General features: G+C 58.7%; 19 protein-coding genes. 8 read left to right on the top strand and 11 right to left on the bottom strand.

Annotated features, from left to right (window positions below):
- Positions 1–9: 9 nt before the first annotated feature.
- From ACN0SY_RS00280 to dctP, 3 genes are all read right to left on the bottom strand, one after another.
- Complete coding sequence (locus ACN0SY_RS00280; protein ID WP_417683759.1) at positions 10–1323, bottom strand: TRAP transporter large permease; 1314 nt, start codon at positions 1321–1323, stop codon at positions 10–12.
- Complete coding sequence (locus ACN0SY_RS00275) at positions 1323–1835, bottom strand: TRAP transporter small permease (RefSeq protein ID WP_417683758.1); 513 nt, start codon at positions 1833–1835, stop codon at positions 1323–1325. Before ACN0SY_RS00275 ends, ACN0SY_RS00280 begins: the two co-directional genes overlap by 1 nt.
- A gap of 113 nt (positions 1836–1948) precedes the next feature.
- Positions 1949–2932, bottom strand: coding sequence for a TRAP transporter substrate-binding protein DctP (gene dctP, locus ACN0SY_RS00270; protein WP_417683757.1), 984 nt, complete (start codon positions 2930–2932; stop codon positions 1949–1951).
- Between the two features lie 707 nt (positions 2933–3639).
- On the opposite strand from dctP, the gene ACN0SY_RS00265 reads away from it, so the two are divergent.
- The 3 genes from ACN0SY_RS00265 to ACN0SY_RS00255 all read left to right on the top strand — a co-directional run bounded on the left by ACN0SY_RS00265 (position 3640) and on the right by ACN0SY_RS00255 (position 5282).
- Entirely contained in the window at positions 3640–4248 is a 609-nt protein-coding gene (locus ACN0SY_RS00265; RefSeq protein ID WP_417683756.1) for a flavin reductase family protein, read from the top strand.
- A 288-nt stretch (positions 4249–4536) separates the two neighbouring features.
- A complete protein-coding gene (locus ACN0SY_RS00260; protein WP_417683755.1) occupies positions 4537–4986 on the top strand; it encodes a hypothetical protein in 450 nt (149 codons plus the stop codon).
- A gap of 41 nt (positions 4987–5027) precedes the next feature.
- On the top strand, positions 5028–5282 hold the full coding sequence (locus tag ACN0SY_RS00255; RefSeq protein ID WP_417683754.1) for a hypothetical protein: 255 nt from the start codon (positions 5028–5030) through the stop codon (positions 5280–5282).
- A 41-nt stretch (positions 5283–5323) separates the two neighbouring features.
- Here ACN0SY_RS00255 and ACN0SY_RS00250 read toward each other — a convergent pair whose 3' ends face one another.
- The 8 genes from ACN0SY_RS00250 to tpiA form a co-directional block, all read right to left on the bottom strand.
- Positions 5324–5503: a hypothetical protein gene (locus tag ACN0SY_RS00250; protein ID WP_417683753.1), complete on the bottom strand. Its 180-nt coding sequence runs from the start codon at positions 5501–5503 to the stop codon at positions 5324–5326.
- 181 nt (positions 5504–5684) lie between these two features.
- The gene (locus tag ACN0SY_RS00245) at positions 5685–6449 is read right to left on the bottom strand and encodes a hypothetical protein (RefSeq protein WP_417683752.1); all 765 of its coding nucleotides are present in this window, start codon (positions 6447–6449) and stop codon (positions 5685–5687) included.
- A gap of 179 nt (positions 6450–6628) precedes the next feature.
- Positions 6629–9778 (bottom strand): efflux RND transporter permease subunit, encoded by a 3150-nt coding sequence (locus ACN0SY_RS00240; RefSeq protein ID WP_417683751.1) that lies wholly within the window; start codon positions 9776–9778, stop codon positions 6629–6631.
- Between the two features lie 6 nt (positions 9779–9784).
- A complete protein-coding gene (locus tag ACN0SY_RS00235; protein ID WP_417683750.1) occupies positions 9785–10933 on the bottom strand; it encodes an efflux RND transporter periplasmic adaptor subunit in 1149 nt (382 codons plus the stop codon).
- Between the two features lie 171 nt (positions 10934–11104).
- Positions 11105–11929, bottom strand: a complete 825-nt coding sequence (locus tag ACN0SY_RS00230; protein WP_417683749.1) for a VOC family protein — start codon at positions 11927–11929, stop codon at positions 11105–11107.
- A gap of 28 nt (positions 11930–11957) precedes the next feature.
- Positions 11958–13586, bottom strand: a complete 1629-nt coding sequence (locus ACN0SY_RS00225; RefSeq protein WP_417683748.1) for a CTP synthase — start codon at positions 13584–13586, stop codon at positions 11958–11960.
- 131 nt (positions 13587–13717) lie between these two features.
- Complete coding sequence (gene secG / locus ACN0SY_RS00220; RefSeq protein ID WP_417683747.1) at positions 13718–14083, bottom strand: preprotein translocase subunit SecG; 366 nt, start codon at positions 14081–14083, stop codon at positions 13718–13720.
- Between the two features lie 101 nt (positions 14084–14184).
- Complete coding sequence (gene tpiA / locus ACN0SY_RS00215; protein WP_417683746.1) at positions 14185–14943, bottom strand: triose-phosphate isomerase; 759 nt, start codon at positions 14941–14943, stop codon at positions 14185–14187.
- A 227-nt stretch (positions 14944–15170) separates the two neighbouring features.
- Here tpiA and ACN0SY_RS00210 point away from each other — a divergent pair, with 227 nt between their 5' ends.
- The 5 genes from ACN0SY_RS00210 (at position 15171) to glp (ending at position 20699) form a co-directional block, all read left to right on the top strand.
- A complete protein-coding gene (locus ACN0SY_RS00210; RefSeq protein ID WP_417683745.1) occupies positions 15171–17066 on the top strand; it encodes a SurA N-terminal domain-containing protein in 1896 nt (631 codons plus the stop codon).
- Between the two features lie 61 nt (positions 17067–17127).
- Positions 17128–18141 carry an anthranilate phosphoribosyltransferase gene (trpD, locus tag ACN0SY_RS00205; RefSeq protein ID WP_417683744.1) on the top strand — a complete coding sequence of 338 codons (1014 nt, stop codon included), beginning with the start codon at positions 17128–17130 and terminating at the stop codon, positions 18139–18141.
- Between the two features lie 5 nt (positions 18142–18146).
- Complete coding sequence (gene trpC, locus ACN0SY_RS00200; RefSeq protein ID WP_417683743.1) at positions 18147–18959, top strand: indole-3-glycerol phosphate synthase TrpC; 813 nt, start codon at positions 18147–18149, stop codon at positions 18957–18959.
- Between the two features lie 8 nt (positions 18960–18967).
- Positions 18968–19471, top strand: coding sequence for a cyclic pyranopterin monophosphate synthase MoaC (gene moaC, locus ACN0SY_RS00195; RefSeq protein WP_417683742.1), 504 nt, complete (start codon positions 18968–18970; stop codon positions 19469–19471).
- A 4-nt stretch (positions 19472–19475) separates the two neighbouring features.
- The gene (glp, locus tag ACN0SY_RS00190; protein ID WP_417683741.1) at positions 19476–20699 is read left to right on the top strand and encodes a gephyrin-like molybdotransferase Glp; all 1224 of its coding nucleotides are present in this window, start codon (positions 19476–19478) and stop codon (positions 20697–20699) included.
- Positions 20700–20712 lie beyond the last annotated feature (13 nt).

Genomic DNA, 20712 nt, shown 5'->3' with positions numbered 1-20712 from the left:
AAGGGCCGCCTAGCCATTCATCAACGATGGCAACCAGGTCGCGATTTCCGGGAAAATGGCGACAAGAACCATGAGAACGATGAACAGCCCGACAAATGGCCAGGACGCCCGATAGACATCGCTGAGCGTGACCCCTGGCGCCGTCGCCTTAAAGGCGAACATCGTGTAGCCGAACGGAGGCGTCATTCCCCCCACCGTCAGATTCAACAGCACAAGCAGCCAGAACCAGATCGGATCGAAACCGGTTGCCTGAACCAGAGGCTGGTAGATCGGTACGAGGATCAGCATCAGGGCGATCTGGTCGATGAACATGCACATGACGAAGACGATCGCCAGCAGCACCGCCAGCACGAGATAGGGCTGACCGGCGAAGACCTCACCGAGCTGCACCAGATGACGCGTGGCCCCTGTGAAAGCGAGCAGCTGACCGAACAGGTTGGAGCTAAAGACGATTGCCATGATCATCGCCGTTATGAAGATCGCGTTCTCCAGTGCCTCCAGCAGCATCCCGATGCTGCAGCTCCGGTACACCAACGCAACGATCACCGAGCCGATCACGCCGGTGGCTGCGGCCTCGGAGGGTGTCGCGATCCCCAGAAGGATAAGTCCCATCACCGAGAAGACAATGATCGAGAACGGCAGCATGAGGATCACAGACTTGATCTTGCCCTTCCAGCCCCGCTCATCTTCGCTCATGTCCGCATCCGGCGACAGCTCCGGATTGGCCTTGACGCGAAACGCGATGTAGCCAAGGAACAGGACGGCAGCGACCAGTCCGGGACCGACGCCAGAGATGAGAAGTTTGCCGATGGAAACGTCGGCAAGCGTGGCGACAATGACGATCAGTACGCTCGGCGGAATGATGGGTGCGAGCGAGGCACCGGCCATTATGGTGCCGATGGAAAGCTTGAGATCGTAATTGCGCGCCATCATGGTCGGGAAAAGCGAACGGCCGAGCATTGCCGCAACCGCCATGGCCGCTCCGGACAAGGCCCCAAAGATCACCGAGACCAGCACCGTCAGCACGTATTGCCGGCCGCGCACCTTGCCGATCAACCCGTCCATGGCCCGAAACAGGTTTTCGACCGAGCCCGACCGCGTCAGGATCTCCCCCATCAGGATGAACAGAGGGATAGCTGAAAGAGCGCCGATATTCGCGGAATCAAAGATCGAGTTCGAAACGAGGATGAACCCGCGTGGCCCAACCAGGGCCAGCACCGTCCCTATGTTGATGATCAGGAAGCCGATGAACATCGGCACGCCACTCAGAAAGGCGGCCAGAAGCAGGATCAGGCTGCCTGAAAGGATTGCCCACCATTCCATCAGCTGTAGTCTTTCTTGTTGTCGAGCGGCGCGGCGTCGAAGGATTGCCGGAGAAAATACAAACCGGAACTCAGGAAGCCGTAGGTGAGAAACACAGAGAGCCACACCTTCGGGATCGGCTTCACCCTGACCAGAAGTTCGCCTTTCACGTATTGCTGGATATTTGCCTTGAGGCAGATCCAGGCGACCAGCAGGCAGACAATCGCACTCACCAAAGCCAGCGCGACGCGCATGGGAACCACAGCCTTGGGGGGAAGATAGTCATTCACGAAGGTGATGGTGATGTGGCCCTTGCGGCGAGTGACCTGAGGAAACGCGAGAAAAGTGCCGATGCACAACGCGTAGGCCACGATCTCATTGGACCACCAGGTCGGAGAGGAAAAGAAGTAGCGCGCAATCGTTTCATACCCATAGGAAAAGACGATCACGAACAGACAGAACTGGGCCATCTTGAAGCCCACGTCGGTTGTCGCGTCATGAACGCGAGCAAGGCCGGACAAGGTTTGTCGCATATGCCAACTGCCAGAAGGAGAGCGGCGTGGCCCCTTGGGGCCAGCGCCAGTGAGGGAAGGCACAATCCCGGCAAATATCCGCAAGGGACGTCAGCCGGGACCGCGCCATCAGTTTACTTGGTCAGGCCAGCTTCGACAGCCTTGGACCGCAGATCCTTCGCAAGATCCACTCCGCAGCAATCTTCTGCCAGTTTCCAAACGCCATCATAATAGGCCTTGCGCACCTTTTCGTAGGAGGCATCTGGCAGACCGGTGACCTGAACACCCGCGTCGGAAAGGGTTTTCAGATCCGTCTGAATGGTTTCGTTGCCGATGCGAATGGTATCCTGTTCGGTCTGGATGGAGGCGGCTTCAACAGCCTTCTTTTCCTCATCCGACAGATCATTCCAGCTGTCCAGGTTCATGGCGATATAGGAAACGAGCTGGCCGAACGTCGGCTCGGTGCGATACTTGGCGACCTCATAGTGCTTGGTCGCGAGAAACACGCTCTGCGGCGCGCAGGCACCGTCGACCACACCGCGCTCAAGAGCCGAGTAGACCTCGCCCATGTCCGTGTTGACGGCGACGCCGCCGAGAGCCTCGATCACCGGTACATAGGTCGAAACTCCGCGGATCTTGCGACCGGCCCAGTCGCCATCACTGGAAAGCGGTTCACGCAGATAGCAGTGGTAGCCGGCAGAGCCTACCGCCACATTCGCCAGCAGCTTCAGGTTATGTTCCTTCTGGAAGTAGGCATCGATCACGTCGAAGACGCCGGACGAGCGGATCTTGTCCATGTCCGGTTCCATCGCGTTGGTCACGACCGTGAGCGCCTTCGAATGATAGGCCGGATAGGTGTAGATGAGATCAAGCACGCCATTCGACACCGGCGTGATCTGCTCGAACGCCGGAATAGCTTCCGGGCCGGTGATTTCCACGTCGAGACCGACGTTTTGGGCTTCCAGATTTGCCTTGAACCGAGCGGCCGGCATGTAGGCCATCTTGTTGCTTTCCGGCCAGCTTTCGATCATGCGCAGTGTCTTGGCCTGTGCCATCTGCACGCCCGGCATCAACATGCTGCAGGCAAGAGCGACCCCAACAACCGATTTCTTGAACATTACTGTCTCCCTTGGACGAAGCCCCGCTCCATAGGCGGCGGCAGCCTCCTGTAATTGCCCTTCAGCCGTGGGACCTCCGCCCCGCAACCTCCCGCTGAAGTTGGGTTGAGGATTGCCTCAGTTGGCGTTTAAAGCAAATGCGGAGCACATCCAAAAAGATACAATAAATTATTATATTACATAAATACGGAAGACTTTTCAGTGTATATTCTTATGCACTATAATATTAATAGAGATTTTTTCATAATGAAAAATTTTATTGCATACCATAAGAAGTATACCCTCACTCACAATATGAGTCCGAATCAAAAAAGATCTAAACTTCATAATATTTGGATCATTATATATTTAATTATATAGAAATTTAACATGAACAATACTTATCTTGTTGAAATATGGAAAGATGGTTTCCGATAGCCGCATCGAACAACAGAATAATGAAAAAAATATGCAATAGCAAAATCACCTTGATATCAAGCAACGTATTTATATGTATTCATACATATCGGACTGATACAGATTTCATTACTCCGCTAACTATATTACCTATCGCACCAATTTATATTATTTATACATACATAGCGAAAATAATTCGCCGCATTAATTACTACTCACCGCCTCTGTGGTCACCTTGACTTTACACCTTCGAACGTGGACCTATCCCGCGAGAACGGCCCCTCGACGAGGGCCCAAGAGATGGAAAGCAAATGTTCTTCGAACCACGTTCCGGTCATCCCCTTCCCCATGATCCGTTTCGCGCAATCGTAGCCCCACGTCCGATAGGCTGGATCTCCTCGATCTCGAAAGACGGGGTGGTGAACCTCGCTCCCTACAGCTTTTTCAACGCAATCGCCGGCAATCCGCCCATGGTGATGTTCGCTTCCGAGGGCATCAAGGATTCGATCAGAAATGTCGAGGCCAGCCGCGAATTCGTCGTAAATCTCGCAACCAAGTCACTGGCGGAACGGATGAACGAGACGTCCCGCGCCCACCCGGCCGAGGTGAACGAGTTCGAGGTTGCCGGCCTGACCATGACTGAAAGCCGACTGGTCAAGGCCCCGCGCGTCGCCGAAACACCGGCGGCTCTTGAGTGCAAGGTGACAGAAATTCTGCCCCTGAAAGATCTGAACGGAGACGCAGGCGAGCGGGTCATGGCGATTGCCGAAGTTGTCGGTATCCATATCGACGAAGCCTATCTGACAGACGGGCTCTTCGACATGGTCAAGGCAGGCACGATCGCTCGCTGTGGCTATTGGGACTATCAGCTCACGACCGAGTTGTTCAACATGCCCCGTCCCGACCTGCCCAATCATTAAGTCAGGTGGTCCCCTGGAAAACCGGGGGGCCGTCGATCCCTGCTGGTGGTTTCACGAAATCGGAACGTAGCTGGCTACATTCGGCAACTTATCCTTCAAGTCTCACTGAACCGCGGACCGCGAGGCGACCGGACCGGTGGCCAGCTGCGGGCAAATTCCTGCACTGAGATTGTTTGACGGACTAACGCTTATCCGCGTTGTAGCTCGGTCTACGCATACATGACGTTGCACCAGCCGAAGCAGTGTGCCAGAGTTGCACTGCGGCGGAACTACAACGAAAGGGCACTCATGAAAAAGCGGGTGCAGCAACCTCTCGAGAACCTGATTGGCGGGCAGGACAATGCGATCACGCTTCGCGAGTCGACATTGCAGCGGCGCATTCGTGACAGGCTGGAAACCCTTGATCTGACGGCGAGCGATGCTGCCCGACAGGCCGGAATTCCGGCCAACCTGATCGCTGCAACCCTGCGCCGTCCGCCCGACCTTCCCCTGGACGCGATTGAACTTGCCTCGATAGCGCATGCGCTCGGAACTTCGGTATCCTGGCTCGTGGATGGGGACGAAGCACCATGTCAGAATGACAGCTTACCCGATCCGATCGACAACGACCTGCATGCGAAGGCAACCTTGGCGGCGATACAGTCCCTTGAGACCGCCGGACTCGTCCTTGCTCCCAAAGAGCTCTCCGAACTCATTCTTCATCTCTACAAGCGCCTCGAGGTCACGCAGCGTCCTTGAAGCAATGCGAAAGCACACCCGCAACAATCGGGAGGCATCTCATGAGCCTTGTGAACGATCCTGAAGTCAGACGCATTCTCGACAAGGCAAGGGTTCTGAGCCGGGCCGAACGCGAACAGGCCATTAACATGGAGATCGAACGGCTCGGCGCGGACGATCTGCTTGCGCTCAACCTGACGAACATGTTTCAGGCCGACCGTCTGACGCAGGTCCCCGACGCCGAATTCGACCTTGCTGCACTCGTTGCCTGGAAGCTGATTTACAAGCTTCGTGAATCGACCGGAACAACCCATTGACCGAGATTCTTTCCCTTCCTCTCAATCTCCTTGATCAGGGCCTAGTCCAGCCGCCCCTGGGCGCCTTCTGGCAGCAATGGCGGGAGCGGGATCAGGGCGCAGGCGGTCTGACGGGGTTCACCCGGGACGTCCGGCAGGCCATGACGCTCAGCGCAGGCCTGATCGAACAGGATATCGCCCCTGAGCTTGTCGCGGTTGGCCCGCAGTCTTTCGTCGCCCAATGCTTCGGTGCGGACTGGGCAAAACGGGCCACACTGTCCGCACGTACTCCGGACGCGCAGCTGGAGCGCAAGACTGCAGCCGGCTACCACCGCGCGATTGCCGGCCATCCCAATCTGGACATCGTGACCACGGTGACCGCCAACGACAGCGGCCACCGCATGAAGATCGTCTATGAGCGGCTTATCCTGCCAATACGGACAGCCGGGGGCCATCTTGTTGTGGGCTGTATGACCGCTCCATTGAAGCCGATCTGCTGGCTACCCGCGCAAGGTGATCAAGATCGCGAGGCCGGTTCCAGCACAGATAGTCATCTGCGTGAATATGTTCAGGCACCTTTATCCAGTCCGTGCCAGCAGGCGCAATATGAGAGTATCCTTGATGGGCTGCAAATCCCTTGCTGACCAGTGCGGATTCAATGAAGCAATAGATATAGTCGAACGGCCACTTGGCATAGGCGATCAGCTGTCCGAGCCGGCATAGCGGCTGCCCCAGCCGCTTGCCCTTCCAGGCCGGCGAAAGCCACATATTGCCGTGATAGACACATTTCCCGGTGATGTCGAAGGCATCCGGACAGTGCATGGTGCCGAGCCTGGGCGCCTGATCGCGATACGGATCGCAGTAGATTCGCTTTTGCTGGGACTGCCAGAACTCGGCCAATGAAATGCCTGTCAGATGATCCAGCCGTGCAGCCTGAACCGACGCAACCCGGCCACCCGGAGCACGCACCAGGAGATAGAAGGCATTGTCCGGCGAAAGATCGAACAAACGGGGCGAAAACTGTTCAGTAAGCGAAAATGAGGTTTCTTCCGCTGAATCCCGCTGGCTGCAGATTTCCTCTAGAAACTCGAAGTCGTGACGTTCCTCGACATACAGACCGTGTGCTTCGACTTCCTCGCGGTAAAGTGCGATGGCACGGTTCAAAGTCATCTGGTTTTTCGTGGTCATGGGTATCCCCCTTGGTTCATACCAACGGGTAATTTTTACGAGTAATATCGTATTTTGCCACTTTGCCGCGACGACCTGGTATCAGATCACTACGCCTGCACCGTGCCTCACCTGGGAATGGAGGTCAGGCGATACCAGAGAACCTGAAATTAGGTCCCTCCTCGCCCGACCTGCATGGACTAGCTTGCCGGTTTGTTCGACGTCTTGTTCTTTCCAGCAAGGCGTCCCTTGACGAATTCGCGGGTCGATTGCATGACCACGTAAAGCACCGGGATCAGTACGACACCGACTGTCGTGGCAAAGAACATGCCGCCGAAAACCGCGACGCCGATGGCCTGCTGAGAGGCCGCGCCTGCACCGCTCGCCGCCACGAGCGGTACGACACCGAGCAGGAACGACAGGGCGGTCATCATCACCGCCCGGAAGCGCAGGTGGGCCGCTTCGCGCGCGGCCTCGATGATGGTCTTGCCCTCTGCCCTTTGCTCCATTGCGAATTCAACTATTAGGATCGCGTTCTTTGCACCAAGGCCGACCAGCATGATCATGCCGATCTGAGTATAGAGATTGACATCCAGACCCCAGATCCCGACGGCGACAAACGCGCCGAACAGTGCAACGAGCACCGAGAGGAGAATCGCCATCGGCATCGACCAGCTCTCGTACTGGGCAACCAGGAAAAGGTAGGCGAAGAGTACCGCAAGCAGCAGGATGAAGACGACGATTGAACCGCTCTCCTGCTCCTGCTGCGCCGTGCCGGTCCACTCATACGTATAGCCCGACGGCATGGCCGTGGGCGCAATCTCCGCGACCGTATCGATGACCACCCCTGTCGATTGCCCTGCGGCCGGGTTGAGGGTCACGCGCGCACTGCGGAACATGTTGTAACGGTTTAGGATTTGAGGCCCGAGCTGGTTCTCGACAGAAACGAGGGTCCGGAGCGGCACCATCTCGCCCGAGCTGGAACGCACATAGAGCCGGCCGATATCCTCGGCCTTGTCGCGGAATTCGCCTTCGGCCTGGATCATCACCTTGTAGACACGGCCGAACAGGTTGAAATCGTTGATGTAGTAGGACCCCAGATAGGATTGCAGGGTCAGAAAAACATCCGCGACGTTGACGCCGAGCTGCTTGGCCTTCTCACGATCGAGATCGACGAACAGCTGGGGCACATTCGCCCGGAAGGTGGAAAAGGCCTGGGCGATGCGTTCGGGTTGCTGGTTGGCCGAGTAGACGAAGGATCCGACCGAGGACGCCAGGTCCTGAGGAGACCCGCCGCCGACCTGCTGAACCATCATTTCCGCGCCGGCTGAAACACCCAGTCCCGAGATGGGAGGAATGTTGAAGGCAAAGATGTTGGCTGAAGAGATCTGGTTGAACTGGTGCTGCAAGCGCCCGATGATGGCGTTGACGCCCTGGTCATCCTGCAGGCGCTGATCCCAAGGCCTCAGTTTGACAAAGAAGACACCATTGTTGGACGCCGCGCCACCGCTCAGGATGCCGAAACCTGAAATCGATGTGGCATATTCGATATCCGGATCCGCCCGGACAATCCGGTCGACCTCATCGACGACGGCAATTGTTCGCTCAAGTGCGGCGCCATCGGGAAGCTGAATATCGATCAGCACAACGCCCTGATCTTCCGAGGGCAGGAAGCCCGTCGGCAGTTTCGCCGACAATCCATAGAGACCGAAGGCGAGCAGAGCGACCGTGACCATGCCGAGCCATGATCTGGTTACAAGGAACCCCACCAGCCCGGAATACCGATCCCGCATGCCGGAAATCATGCGTTCGAAATAGAAGAGAAGCCCCGTTGCGCCACCCTTGCGTTGCTTCAGGATCAGGCCGCACAGCGCAGGTGAGAGGGTCAGCGCGTTGATCGAGGAAATCACCACAGCAACTGAAATCGTGAGAGCGAACTGGGTATAGAGGCGTCCGGTGATACCCGGCATGAAGGTCACGGGCACGAAAACGGCGAGCAGGACAAGCGTCGTCGCGATCACGGGACCGGTGATCTGCGTCATGGCCTTGGCCGTCGCTTCCTGCGGCCCGAGCCCCTCCTCCTCCATGATCCGCTCAACGTTTTCGACGACCACGATGGCATCGTCCACCACGATGCCGATGGCGAGCACAAGGGCGAAGAGACTGATGGTATTCAGCGACATTCCAGCCACGAGCAGGATCCCGAAGGTACCTATCAACGAGACCGGAATTGCCACCGTCGGAATAACGGTCGCCCGCCAGTTGCCGAGGAAGATGAAGACAACGGCGACCACGAGAATGAAGGTCATGATCAATGTCGAGATCACGTCCGCTAGAGACTGCTCTACGAAGTCTGTCGTATTGTATGGAATGGCGTAAGCCATATCTTCCGGAAAGCTCTGAGACAGCCGCTCAAGCTCCGCGATTACGCCTTCTGCGACCGCCAGTGCATTGGCTCCAGGAGCCTGATAGACCGACAGAACGGCAGCGGGTTGACCATCGAACTGGCCGGAAAAGCCATAGACCTGGGAGCCCCGTTCGACCCGAGCAACGTCGCCGATCCTGACGACCGCTCCATCCTCGCCGGTCCTGAGGACAATGTCTTCGAACTCGTCGACCTCGGAAAGTCGCCCCTTTGCCTTGACCGTATACTGGAACTGCTGTCCGGTCGGCACCGGCGGCGCGCCGATCTGTCCTGCTGCGACCTGGATATTCTGGTCGCGGACTGCGGCAATAAAATCGGACGGAGCCAGGTTGAGGCTGGCCAATCGGTCCGGATCCAGCCAGATCCGCATGCCATAGGCAAAGTTGGTGGTGACATCCGCCTTGCCGACGCCATTCACGCGCGCCAAAGCATCCTTCAAATTGATCGAGGCATAATTCGCCAGATAGATCTGGTCGTAGGTCCGGTTAGGGGAATACAAGGACACGACCATAAGCATGTTGGTCGATGCCTTCTGCACCGTAACACCGCTCGCCGTGACCTCCGTCGGCAGCTGGCTGGTCGCTTGGCTGACGCGGTTCTGCACATTGACTGCCGCGATGTCCGGATCGGTCCCGACCTCGAATGTCACGTCAAGGGAATAGCTCCCGGTCGCGGTGCTGTTCGAGCTCATGTACAGCATGTTGTCGACGCCGTTGACCTGCGCCTCGATCGGTGCGGCAACCGTTTCCTCGACAACTTCCGCATTCGCGCCAGTGTAGTTGGCACTGACATTGACGACGGGCGGCGTGATGTTAGGGAACTGCTCGATCGGCAAGGCGACGAACCCGAGCACCCCAGCAATCGTGATCACCAGGGAAATGACGAGGGCGAACTTCGGCCGATAGATGAAGAAAGCGGAGAACATGAGCGTTTACTCCGCTTTCGAGCTGGCAAGCACCGCACTGACCGGCACTCCCGGCCGAACCTTTTGCAGGCCCTGAACGATGACCCTCTCGCCCTCCTGAAGGCCTTTATTCACGACGAAATCACCATCGACCTGCTCACCCAGCTCTACGTAGCGCTGTTCAACCGTTTCCTTGTCCGTGATCGCCAGAACGAAGCTGCCGCGCTGGTCCCTCTGGATAGCGGCCTGTGGGATGACCAGAGACTTGGTCTCGACCGGAGCTTCGATGATGACCGTGACGTAGGTTCCAGCCAGCAGTTTCTTGCCGGCATTTTCGAACTGGCCGCGGAAGGAGATCGTTCCGGTCTGCGGATCGACCTTGTTGTCGATGAAGACGATCTCGCCTTTTTCGTCAAAGACGTCGCCGTTCGGCAGGATCAGACTCAGATCCGGCGTTTCTTCTGGTTTGAGATCGGCAGGGTCAATGCCCTGGCTCTTTACCGCATTCAGATACTCGGCCTCGCTGACGGAGAAATTCACATAGACGGGAGCAAGTCTGATCAGCGTCGCCAGCGGCTGGGTGGAGGGACCAACCACTTCCCCAACGCTATAGGACGCCTTGCCAATCTGACCGGGGAACGGCGCACGAATATCCGTGTACCCGAGATTGAGCTCGGCCTGGGCGAGAGCAGCGTCGGCGGCCAGAACTGCTGCGTCTGCCTGGGCCCTTTGCGCCTGTGTCGCTTCAAAGGCAGCCTCGGAAACGTGACCCTTGTTGAACAGATCCCTGTCGCGTTTCTCATCAGCCGCTTTCAGGGCTGCAGCGGCCTTAGCGCTGGCAAGATCCGCCTTTGCCTTCTGAACGGCCGCTTCATACTGCTGTTTCTCGATCTGGAAGATGAGATCGCCGGCCTCAACGACAGAACCATCGCTCACAAGCTGCTTTTCCAGAAAACCGCTCACACGCGCCACGAGACCGACACGGTCGACAGCCGCAATCTGGCCGACGAAATTTGCGCTCTTCCGGATATCCATCGACTGGACACCCGCAACGGTAACCGATGGAGGTGCAGGTGGAGCCGGTTGCTCGGCGTCGGAGCATGCGCCGAGTGCAAGAACCAAGGAAACAGCGAACACGCGCTCTGGCGACCGAAATGACGATATGGAAAAGAACATTTCTGGAAAATCCCCCGCATAAAATCGGTGCCGAGCCGTTTGCCCGGAGCACGAGGGAAAGACTACAAAGATTCAATACCGTGCCACAAGCGCGGAAAAACTTATCATGTCAAGGAAGAGCGCCTGCTTGCCGGTCTCCAATGAAGCCAGGCGGTCAGGCTTGCCGAGACTTCAGGCAACCGGCGAGAGTATAAGTGTCACGCCGCCGAGCTCAGGCGATACGATCGTCTTGCGCTCATCGAGACCCTTGCAGCCGATCTCGATCGCGGCGATTTGGGGCAACGTTTCACCAGCTGCGGCAGCCGCTTCCCCGCCAGCGACATAGGCATAGGCATCAGGGTTGAGAACCGAAATCGTTCCTCGGGAGGTCTCGATCTCAAGGCCGAGGCTGGTCGCTCGCATTTCGCGCTGGCCAGTGAATCCGCCCAGGAATTCATGATGATCGGAAGGATCCTTGTCGACTATGTAGACGCGATCAACATTCGAGGCCCCGTTCTCGTGAGTTTGGAAGGTCTTGTTCCAGAACGTCTGCGGATACCGATTCCGGCAGGTGAAGAACCCCAGCCCGGGAAGCAGATCACTGCTCAGGAACGTCAGGTCGAAGGCAACCTTGCCGGTCGTGCCGTCCTTGAAGGTTGCAACCCGCTCAAACGAGAAAGGCTTATAGAGATCCAGACCGAGACTGGAAAAGGCCGCACGGTCGGCCTCAGGATCGGTGCTTTCCAGGACAAGCATGGAAGCCCCTTCCCGCACCTTCAGGAAATCGCGGTTGAAGGCACCGAAAGAGAACTCGCCTTCGCCCGGCTCTACAATCGCGCTTTCGTCGCCAACAGTCAGAAGTTCGATGAAGAACCCGTCGAGTTGGACGATACGGTTCATCGTCCCCCATGGATGCCTGTTCTCCGGCGTCACGGTGAAGCCGAGCGCCTCCCAGGCGGATGCAGTGGCAGCCAGATCCCGGACTGCCACGACAATATGATCCATGCCCCGTACCATGACGGCCTCCCCCTTCGTCCCGTTCCCGTCAGACCAGACGGCTCTGTTCGATCGCAGCCTTGACGAAGGACGCAAACAGAGGATGCGGCTCGAACGGACGGGATTTCAGTTCCGGGTGGTACTGAACACCGATGTACCAGGGGTGATCGGCAATCTCGACCGTCTCCGGCAAGACGCCGTCCGGCGAGGTACCGGCAAAGACCAGTCCGCAGGCTTCGAGCTGCTCGCGGTATCCGATATTCACCTCGTAACGGTGGCGGTGACGTTCGGAAATCTCGGTCGATCCATAGATCTCGGCGATTCGCGATCCCGGCTTCAGCGCAGCGGCATAGGCACCAAGGCGCATGGTGCCACCCAGATCGCCATCCTCGTTGCGCACTTCCTTGGCGTTGCCACGGGTCCACTCGGTCATGAGGCCGACGACCGGCTCGCTTGCCGGCCCAAACTCGGTCGAGCTGGCGTCCTTGATACCGGCCAGATGGCGCGCAGCTTCGAGAACGGCCATCTGCATGCCGAAGCAGATGCCGAAATAGGGAACCTTGTGGGTACGCGCATAAGCGGCCGCAGCAATCTTGCCCTCGGCACCACGTTCACCGAAGCCACCTGGCACGAGAATACCGTGGACCCCTTCAAGATATGGAGTCGGATCTTCCTTCTCGAAGGTTTCCGATTCGATCCACTGCAGGTTGACCTTGACTTGATTGGCAATGCCGCCATGGACTAGGGCTTCGATCAGCGACTTGTAGGCGTCCTTCAGCACCGTGTACTTGCCGACGATGGCAATGTTCACTTCGCCTTCCGGATTGGCGATGCGGCTGGAAATGCCTTCCCAGCGATCGAGCACGGGCGCAGGTGCGCCCTTGATGCCGAAAGCAGCCAGAACTTCGTCGTCCAGACCTTCCTTGTGATATGCGATCGGCACATCGTAGATCGACTTGACGTCATAGGCCGGGATGACCGCGCTTTCGCGTACGTTACAGAACAGCGACAGCTTGCGCTTTTCCGTCTCCGGAATCAGGCGGTCGCAGCGGACCATGAGGATGTCCGGCTGGATGCCGATGGAGCGAAGCTCCTTGACCGAGTGCTGGGTCGGCTTAGTCTTCATTTCACCCGCTGCCGGAATATACGGCATCAGGGTAAGGTGGACATAGACAGCATCGCCGCGCGGCAGATCGTTGCCAAGCTGACGGATTGCCTCGAAGAACGGCAAGCCCTCGATATCGCCGACAGTTCCGCCGATTTCGACGAGTACGAAATCGTAGTCGTCATTGCCTTCCAGAACGAAGGACTTGATCGCGTCGGTAACGTGGGGAATCACCTGGACCGTTCCGCCGAGGTAGTCCCCGCGCCGTTCCTTGGCGATGATGTCCTGATAGATGCGACCGGTCGTGATGTTATCCTGCTTGTTGGCAGGACGGCCGGTGAAGCGTTCGTAGTGACCGAGGTCGAGGTCGGTTTCGGCCCCGTCGTCAGTGACGAAGCACTCGCCGTGCTGATACGGGCTCATGGTGCCCGGATCGACGTTTAGATAGGGGTCCAGCTTGCGGAGCCGAACCTTGTAGCCTCGTGCCTGGAGCAATGCGCCCAGTGCTGCGGAAGCCAAACCTTTGCCAAGCGAGGAGACCACGCCGCCAGTGATGAAAATGTATCGCGCCATGGAGCAATACCATATCGTTGCCGAGGGACGTTTGGCCACTCGGTAGTTTTCATTAGACACAACAAAAATGCCCTGCGAAGACCGCAGGGCATATTGTCAGTTCGATGAGAGGCGCCACATGGCGCGGAACCTTATTGCGCCGACGGAACCTGAGGACCTGCGGGCTCTTGCGGCTTCAGGGCATCGAGAATGCCGTTGCCGGTGGAGCCTTCGCCGGAGCTCGGAAGCTGCTGCGAGGACGGCACCGCATCGAGAACCGCGCCCGGACGATCGTCCATCTTGGCAATCAGGCTCAGGGCGAGCGATGTGCCAAAGAACACGACGGCGAGAATCGCAGTCGCGCGGGTCAGGATGTTTGCCGTGCCACGGCTCGACATCAGGCCGCCGCCGCCGCCACCGCCAATGCCGAGCGCGCCGCCTTCGGAGCGCTGCAAAAGCACGACCAGCACAAGCGCCAGCACGACCATGAGATGAATTACGATGACTACGGTTTCCATCGTGCGCCATTCTGTTTGTTCAAAGATTGGCGGCCTTCTACACCACTATCGGCCACCTTGCCACCCTTGAAATAGGGCTTTCCGCCCCAAGGCACAATTGCTTAGCCGTAAGCCGACACAATTCCGAGAAAATCCGACGCCTTGAGACTGGCCCCACCGACGAGAGCACCATCCACATTCGCGACAGACATCAGCTCCTTTGCATTGGCAGGCTTGACCGAACCGCCGTAGAGAAGCCGCATCGACTCGCCCTGATCGGCAAAACGCTCAGACAGGATCTTCCGCATGTCAGCGTGGATCTCTTCCACGTCGCCAGCGGTCGGTGTCAGGCCGGTTCCGATTGCCCAGACCGGCTCATACGCAATGACAGTGTTGGCAGCGGTTGCTCCTTCGGGAACAGAGCCTGCCAACTGGTTGGCCACGACCTCGGCCGCCTTGCCTGCCTTGCGTTCAGATTCGGTTTCCCCGACGCAAATGATGGCAACCAGGCCCGCCCGCCATGCGGCTTCGGCCTTGGCCCGCACTTCCGTATCTGTTTCGCCATGATCCGCGCGCCGCTCCGAATGCCCGACAATCACCGCGCTCGCTCCCGCATCGGCCAGCATTTCTGCGGAAATGTCACCTGTATGCGCGCCGCTGACATTGGCATGGCAGTCTTCGCCACCGACCATCACGGGCGTGCCGACGGAAGCGACCGATAGAAGGTAGGTCAGCGTGGCCGGTGCGCAGATCATCGTATCGACTTTGGCAGCAAGCTCACAAGAGACGCCTTGAGCAATTGCAGCGAACTCGTTCAGCTGCGACCGCAGCCCGTTCATTTTCCAGTTTCCGGCAACCAGGGGCTTGATGGTTTGCGCCATGTCGTACGGTCCTCCCAAAACAGGTCAATAGCTATGCTACCCGGTCTATAACGGAAAAAATCAGGGGCTCGAGAATAATAACGATTAAATTGTAGGGACAGGATGTTATCCCCCGCCTTGCGGGCCTAGCATGGCGTCTCTATTATCCGCCCGCTCCGAAAGGACGCCAGAAAACATTTCCGCCTTGAGTTTCAAGGAAGACGGACCGGACAAAGACGGGAGACAACATGCTCGACGCGCTGCGCAAGGGCGCCGGCACCTGGGTTGCCAAATTGTTCATCGCACTGCTCGTGGCGAGCTTTGCGGTGTGGGGTGTCGCTGATATTTTCCAGGGCTTCGGCCGGAACGTGGCTGCCAAGGTCGGTAATACGGATATCTCCCTCTTTCAGTTCGATCGCACCTATCGTCAGGATCTGAACAACCTCGGCCGCCAGATCGGCCGTCCGCTATCGACCACCGAAGGCGCACAGTTCGGCATTCCCCAGCAGACGCTCGGCAAGCTGGTCGCGGAAGCGGCGATGAACGAGAAGGCAAAGGAATTCAACCTTGGCATCTCCGACGAGATGCTCGCCGAACTCATACAGAAAGAACCTGCATTCCAACGTGCCGGTGGTGGCTACGACCGCGCACAGCTGCAGCAGGCCCTTCGCAACGCCGGCATCACCGAAGACGAATATGTCGTCGAACGTCGTCAGCTCGCCGAACGCCAGCAGATCGCGGAAGGTATCAGCGGCGCCATGGGCACGCCGACCGCCTACCTTGAGGCTATGCATGCCTACCAGGCGGAAACACGCGATGTTTCCTACATCGTTCTCGACCGGTCTGCGCTTGGAGCGATTGAAGACCCGAGCGATGATCAGCTTGCGGAATACTTTGAAGCCGAAAAGGCCCGGTTCCGCGCGCCCGAATACCGCAAGGTCGCGCTTCTGGAGCTTTCCCCGGCCAAGCTCGCCCGTCCGGACGACGTCAGCGACGAGGCCGTTTCCGCCGAATACGAACGCGACAAGACCAGTTTCTCCGATCCTGAGCGCCGCCGTGTTCGCCAGATGTCCTTCACCTCGGCAGAGGAAGCAAACGAAGCTGCAGCAAAGCTCGCCGAAGGGATGACCTTCGACGAACTGATGGCCGAACGTTCGCTTGTAGACAACGACGTAAACCTCGGCCTGATGTCGGCAGACGATTTCCTTGATGAATCCATCCGCACCGCCGCCTTCGACCTGGAAGCCGGCCAGACCAGCGGTGTCGTAGAAGGTCGTTTTGCCTCGGTGATCATAAACGTGACCGAAGTGCAGCCGGAAACAACCAAGCCCTTTGCCGACGTCGCCGACGAGATTCGTTCCTCACTGGCGACCGAACAGGCCGAACGGGAGGTTCTCGACCTCCTCGACGAAATCGAGGATGCGCGTGCTGGCGGCGCTTCGCTTGACGAAATCGCGCAGCGTTTCGGCCTCACGCTGGAAACCCCGGCAGCTTTCGACACAACCGGAAAGGACGAAGCGGAACAGGCCGTTGCGCTTCCCGACGCGGACGGTCTTGTTGCCGGCGCTTTCGACAGCGATGTCGGTGTCGAAAACGATCCCCTCAACGTGGGCGAGCGTGGCTTCCTCTGGTACGAAGTGACCGCCGTTACCCCGGCACGCGACCGCGAACTTTCAGAAGTTCGTGACCGGGTCATTGCGTCATGGAAAGAAGCGGAAATCGGCAAACGTCTGGAGGCTCTGGCGACCGAGACAGTGGACAAGGTCAAGGCCGGCTCGGAGCTTGCCGCGATTGCGAGCGAGCTCGGCACCGACGTGAAGACCGCCGAAGCTGTATCCAGAACCGGCAGCGCCGGCGATCTCGGCCGCGAGGCGGTCTCCGCCTCCTTCTCCGGACCATCCGGCACGGTCGCGACGGTTCCTGCCGCGAATGCACCGGCCCGGATCGTTCTCAAGGTCGACGCGGTGAATTCCGCAGCGTTCTTCGCCGAGGCACAGGATGTTCTGCAGCTTCGCCAGCAGCTGTCCCGTCAGTTGCAGGATTCGCTGCTGAACCAGTATGTTTCCGACATCGAACAGAAGGCCGGCGTCGAGATCAACGAGGCCGCAATTGCCCAGGTGATCGGCCTGACAGGAAACAACTGATCCTCATCGTCACTCAATGTGGTGGCCCAACGGCCACCACATCATTATTTGCGGACAGGACATGAGTAACTTCAAAGACTTCATCGCGAAGGTCTCGACCGGCGCCACTCTCTCCCGCGACGAGGCGAGAGCTGCCTTCGAAACCATCCTGTCCGGAGAAGCGACACCGTCACAGCTCGGCGGCTTCCTGATGGCACTGCGCGTGCGCGGCGAAACCATCGATGAAGTCACGGCAGCTGTCGACACCATGCGCTCAAAGATGCTTCGTGTCGACGCACCAGCCGATGCCATCGACATCGTCGGCACCGGCGGCGACAACTCGGGCAGCTACAACATCTCGACCTGTACGGCGCTTGTCGTGGCTGGATGCGGCGTCCCGGTCGCCAAGCATGGCAATCGCTCGCTATCGTCCAAATCCGGCGCCGCCGAGGCCCTCGCGCAGCTTGGTGTCAATATCGATGTCGGGCCGGAGACAATTTCCGCCTGTATCAAAGAGGCTGGCATCGGCTTCATGTTTGCGCCGCTCCACCACTCGGCCATGAAGCACGTGGGACCGACCCGCATGGAGCTCGGCACCCGTACGATCTTCAACCTGCTCGGCCCTCTGTCCAGTCCGGCGGGTGTCCGCAAGCAACTTCTCGGCGTCTATGACCGCCAGTGGCTGGAGCCGGTAGCCGAAGTTCTGAAAACACTCGGCTCGGAACACGTGTGGGTCGTCCACGGCTCAGATGGCATGGACGAAATCACGACGACCGGCCCGACCTATGTCTGTGAATTGAAGGACGGCAAGACGCGGTCCTTCGAGATATCACCGCAGGATGTCGGCCTTCCTGTCGTCGACATCAAGAACCTGAAGGGCGGCGAGCCCGCCGAAAATGCACGCGCCCTGCGAGAAGTCCTTGCCGGCGCGAAGAACGCCTATAGGGACGTGGTGCTCTTCAATGCGGCTGCATCACTGCTCGTCGCAGGCAGGGTCGACAAACTCGAAAACGGCATCGCAATGGCTGCACAGTCGATCGACAGCGGAGATGCTGCCGACAGGCTTGAGCGCCTCGTCGCCACCTCGAACGGATAAGACTGATGGCTGACATCCTCAAGAAGATCGAAGAATACAAGCGCGACGAAATCGACGCCGCCAAGGCACTGGTCCCCTTACGCCAGCTCAATTCGGTGATTGCAGACATTCCTCCCCCGCGCGGTTTCCAGAAGGCAATCGAAGCCCGTCTGGCCGCCGGTGACTATGCCCTGATTGCCGAGATCAAGAAGGCAAGCCCTTCAAAGGGCCTGATCCGTGAGGACTTCGATCCGCCGGCGCTTGCCCGCGCTTACGAAGCCGGTGGAGCTGCCTGTCTGTCGGTGCTGACCGACACGCCGTCTTTTCAGGGCAAGCCGGAATATCTCGGCTTGGCCCGCGAGGCCTGCGCCCTGCCCGCACTCCGCAAGGATTTCCTCTATGATACCTACCAGGTTCATGAGGCACGCGCCTGGGGAGCGGACTGCATCCTGATCATTATGGCTGCGGTCGATGACGATCTGGCCCGCGCCCTCGAGGACACAGCCTTCGAACTTGGTATGGATGTCCTCCTGGAGGTTCACGACGAGGAGGAGCTTGAGCGTGCTGCGAAGCTGACCTCGAAGCTCTTCGGTATCAACAACCGGAACCTGAAGACCTTCGAAACGTCTCTCGAAACCAGCGAACGCCTTGCTCCAATGGTCCCCAAGGACCGCATCATCGTCGGCGAATCCGGCCTGTTCACGCCGGCCGATCTGGAACGCATGACGAGGGTCGGCATTTCCACATTCCTGATCGGTGAAAGCCTGATGCGCCATGACGACGTGGAAACGGCCACGCGCGACCTGCTGGCCCGCCCCGCGGCGAATGCAGCCGAGTAGGATACTTCATGGCCGATCCGAAGCTAACCCACATCGATTCTTCCGGCGCCGCCCACATGGTCGACGTCTCCGACAAGGCTGTCACCGCGCGTATTGCCATCGCCGAGGGCACGGTCACCATGCGCCCGGAAACACTGGATCTGATCGTCTCCGGCAACGCCAAGAAGGGTGACGTCATCGCCACGGCCCGTATCGCCGGGATCATGGCCGCCAAGAAGACCCATGAGCTGATCCCGCTCTGTCACCCGCTCGCACTGTCCAAGGTCACGATCGATATCGATGTCGATAAAAACCTGCCGGGACTGCGTGTGACAGCAACGACCAAGGTAAGCGGCCAGACGGGTGTCGAGATGGAGGCCCTGACGGCCTGCTCGGTTGCCTGCCTGACCGTCTATGACATGGCCAAGGCCGTCGATCGCGGCATGGTGATCGGCGCCATCCGCCTTCTTGAAAAAGCCGGTGGCAAATCCGGTCACTGGACCATCGCGGAAGGCACGCAAGGCGGAACCTGAGCTCATGGCTGGCAAACCAAATTCATCCCTGATGCCGGTCGAAGAAGCGCTCGAGCGCCTGCTCGACGGGGTGACACCTCTTTCAGCCGAAATGGTATCGCTTGCGCGCGCCAATGGCCGCATCCTTGCCGCTGATCTTGCGTCCACCCGCACACAGCCTCCCTTTGCCGCCTCGGCAATGGATGGATACGCAGTTCGGCATGTGGATCTTCAGGCGAGCGGCACCGCACTGACCGTCATCGGCGAGGCGCCGGCCGGCCATGGGTTCGACGGCACAGTTGACCGGAACGAAGCAGTTCGCATCTTTACCGGCGCTCCGGTTCCCGAGGGAGCCGATACAATTCTCATTCAGGAAGATGCGGACCGCACTGGCGACACGATTGTGCCGCGCGAGGTGCCTTCCAAGGGCGCGTTCGTGCGACCCGCCGGGCTGGATTTCACCAAGGGTGATGTGCTGATACGTGCGGGCAGGAAACTCGGCTTCCGCGATGTCGCGCTCGCAGCTGCAATGAACCATGCGGCCCTACCCGTTCATCGCAAACCGAGGGTCGCGATCCTGGCTACCGGAGACGAACTCGTTCCGCCGGGAACGGAACCCGGACCGGACCAGATCATCGCCTCAAACCATGCGGGCGTTGCAGCCCTCGTCGAGGATTGTGGCGGTGAGCCGATAGATCTCGGCATCTCGCCTGATGATGCGGTGATCATGGCGGGACATGTCAGGAAAGCAATCGAGGCCAAGGCCGACATCTTGATCACTCTCGGCGGCGCATCAGTCGGCGATCACGATCTTGTCCAGGGAGTGCTTGGAGCGGAAGGTATGGACCTGGCTTTCTGGCGGATCGCCATGCGACCCGGAAAGCCGCTGATGGCAGGTCATCTTGGCAAGACCAAGGTTCTGGGGCTACCCGGCAACCCGGTCTCCAGCCTCGTCTGCGCGCTTCTTTTCCTCAAGCCCTTGATTGCTCGCATGATCGGCGCCGAAGCGAGCGGCGTTCATCCCTGCGCGGCGATACTCGGTGCCCCCATCGGCCAGAACGACCGCCGACAGGATTATGTTCGGGCAGAATTGACGGAAGAGGCCGATGGGCGCCTTGTGGTAACGCCCTTTACCAAGCAGGACAGCTCGATGCTGGCCCTTCTGGCAAATTCCGGCGCGCTGATAGTTCGCCCGCCACATGCGCCCCCTCTCGAAGCCGGTGCGAGCGTTCCGATCCTGCGGCTATAACGCGCCGAAACAG

The sequence above is a fragment of the Roseibium sp. genome, assembly GCF_048261595.1.
Classification (GTDB): domain Bacteria; phylum Pseudomonadota; class Alphaproteobacteria; order Rhizobiales; family Stappiaceae; genus Roseibium.
The sequence above is the reverse complement of the archived record's forward strand: the minus strand, read 5'-3'. Positions and strand labels throughout refer to the sequence as shown.